Source organism: Micromonospora globispora, assembly GCF_003857015.1.
Classification (GTDB): Bacteria; Actinomycetota; Actinomycetes; order Mycobacteriales; family Micromonosporaceae; genus Micromonospora; species Micromonospora globispora.
Genome location: NZ_QGGF01000604.1, coordinates 1 through 2,690, shown reverse-complemented (window position 1 = coordinate 2,690; position 2,690 = coordinate 1). Strand labels below are relative to the sequence as shown.

Here is a 2,690-nt window from a genome sequence, read left to right as displayed (position 1 = left end):
GGGCGGGTTCGCTGCGCGGGGCGTCAGCGGAGGCCGGTGCCGCGGCGGAGGGCGGTGCGGATCAGGCGGTTGACCAGCTTCGGGTACTCCAGGCCACTGGCCGCCCACATCCGCGGAAACATCGACGTCGGGGTGAAGCCCGGCATGGTGTTGATCTCGTTGAGGTAGACGTCCAGTTCCGGGGTGACGAAGAAGTCCACCCGGGCGAGACCGGAGCAGTCCAGCGCGGTGAACGCCCGGGTGCCGTACTCCTGCACCTGCCGGGTCACCCGCTCGGGCAGGTTGGCCGGAATGTCGTACTCGCAGGCGTCGTCGATGTACTTCGCCTCGAAGTCGTACCAGTCGTGGCCGGAGATGACCCGCACCTCGGCGAGCACCGACGCCTCGGGCGCGCCACCGGCCTCGCCCTCCAGCACGCCGCACTCGATCTCCCGGCCGACGATCGCGCCCTCGACCAGCACCTTGGTGTCGATCTCCCGGGCGGTGGCGACCGCCGCGTCGAGCTGAGACCAGTCGTCGACCTTGGTGATGCCGAACGACGAGCCGGCCCGGGACGGCTTGACGAAGACCGGCAGGCCCAGCCGCTCCTTGTCCTCCTCGCTCAGCGTCATCCCGTTGCGCAGCACCACGTACGGGCCGACCGGGATGCCCTCGGCGACGCAGAGCTTCTTGGTGAACTCCTTGTCCATGGCGGCGGCGGAGGCGAAGACGTTCGCCCCGACGTACGGGATGTCGGCCATCTCCAGCATTCCCTGGATCGTGCCGTCCTCGCCGTACGCCCCGTGCAGCACCGGGAAGACCACGTCCACGTCGGCCAGGGCGCGGGGACCCTCCGCCGGGTCGAGCACCATCAGGCCACCCGCGGTGGGGTCGGCGCGGAGCACCAGCTCGGCGCCCGAGCCGGAGGTGATCTCCGGCAGCTTGCGGTCCTGGATGGCGAGCTGGCCCGGGTCGCCGCTGGCCAGCACCCACTGCCCCTGCCGGGTGATGCCGACCGGCACCACCTCGAACTCGTCCGGGTCCAGGGCGCCCAGCACGCTGCCGGCGCTGACGCAGGAAATGCCGTGCTCGGGGCTGCGGCCGCCGAAGACGATCGCCACGCGGGTCTTGCCTGGGGTGGTCACTCCGGTCACCTCTTCGTTCGCGACTGCGGCTGGCCGTGCTCGCCGGTGGCGCTCACCCGGTTGACCTTACTGTGCGTGGCCTGCACTCGATGCTGATACCCGGCAACGAGCTCCGGTGCCGCGCAACCGGTCAGCGAACGCTATACGGGGAGTAATCGCCAACGGTCAGCCGGCGACCAGGGGGCTCGGCTCGGGAGTGGCGCGCAGGGCCTCCAGCGCCGCGATGGCCACCCCGCGCGCCCCGGCCATGTCCCGGTCCGGCACCAGCGCGAAGGTGGCGACGGCGGCCTGCTCGGCGCGGAGGACGGTGTGCTCGCGGACGGTGGCGAGGAACCAGTCCCGGAACTCGGGCGCCGCCTCCACCACCCCACCCCCGACGAAGTACGCGTCCGGGTCGGTGAAGTTGGCCGCGATCGTGAACAGTCGGCCCAACGCCATCGCCTGCTGGGTGAAGACCTGGCGGGCCAGCGGGTCGCCGCGCTCGCCGCACCCGCGGACCAGCTTCGCCGCCCGCCGCGGCTCCTCGGCCGCCAACGGGTGTCCCGGGTACCGCCCGAGCCAGTACGGCAGCAGGTTCCGCTCGATGGCGGTGAGCGAGGCGACGCTCTCCGCGTCCCCCGAGAAGCCGCAGGCGCAGATCGGAACCGGCTGGCCGGGGGCGAGCAGCCCGTCGAGCGGGATGTGCACGTGACCGAACTCGCCCGCCATGCCCGCCGCGCCGGTGACCACCCGGCCGCCCTCGACCACCCCGCCGCCGAGGCCGGTGCCGACGATGGCCGCCACCGAGGACCGGTTCATCGCGTCGGTTCCGAAGTGGACGTGGTGGGCGTAGAGGGCGGCCGCGTTGCCGTCGTTGTGGTAGATCACCGGCAGGCCGAGCCGGCGTTCCAGCGCGCCGCGCACGTCGTAACCCCGCCAGGCGGGCTGGGAGAAGTTGGTCGACCCGCGCGAGGAGATGACGCCGGTGGCGCTGGCCGGGCCGGGGGTGTCGAGCCCCACCGCCCGGACCAGCTCGCGGGGGACGCCGGTCAGCGCCAGGACGCCGTCCAGCGCGCGGGCCAACGCCTCGATCGCCGCCTCCGGGCCGGCCTGGACCTCGCTGGGGGTCTCCACCAGCCCGTCCACCAGGAACCGGCCGTCCACCGTCAGGACGGTGGCGTTGTTGCTGGTCCCGCCGTTGTCCAGGCCCACCACCACCGGCACACCCGCGCTGCCCACCGCCACCGCCTCCCGTCGAGTCTGGCCTGAGGCTAGTGCGCGGCACACCGTCCCGCCACGCGACGGACTCCCGTGCGTCCCGGCCGATGGCCACCGGCGCGTCGCGCGGGCGCGGGCACATGCCCGGCGAGCGACACAGCGTCCCCCACCGCCAGCCGGCGGCTCAGGCGGGTCGGCGGGCGGTGACCGCGGTGGCGTCGAGGTCGTCGTCGCGGACCACCGTCGGTTCCAGGCCGAGGCCGGCCAGCATCGCGCAGAGCGCGTCGGCCTGCCCGCGGCTGGTCTCCACCACCAGGTGTCCACCGGGGGCGAGCCACTCCGCCGCACCCGGTGGACACCTGGTGGTGG

At 73.4% G+C, this 2,690-nt stretch carries 2 protein-coding genes and 1 pseudogene; all 3 read right to left on the bottom strand.

Going from position 1 to position 2,690, the window contains the following annotated elements; all coding sequences use genetic code 11:
- Window positions 1-23 precede the first annotated feature (23 nt).
- Window positions 24-1,124 carry a D-alanine--D-alanine ligase family protein gene (locus tag DKL51_RS30175; protein WP_109942787.1) on the bottom strand — a complete coding sequence of 367 codons (1,101 nt, stop codon included), beginning with the start codon at window positions 1,122-1,124 and terminating at the stop codon, window positions 24-26.
- A 165-nt stretch (window positions 1,125-1,289) separates the two neighbouring features.
- The gene (locus DKL51_RS30170) at window positions 1,290-2,342 is read right to left on the bottom strand and encodes an ROK family protein (protein ID WP_124812879.1); all 1,053 of its coding nucleotides are present in this window, start codon (window positions 2,340-2,342) and stop codon (window positions 1,290-1,292) included.
- Between the two features lie 163 nt (window positions 2,343-2,505).
- A pseudogene (locus tag DKL51_RS35360) lies at window positions 2,506-2,690 on the bottom strand (putative protein N(5)-glutamine methyltransferase); the annotation flags it as partial.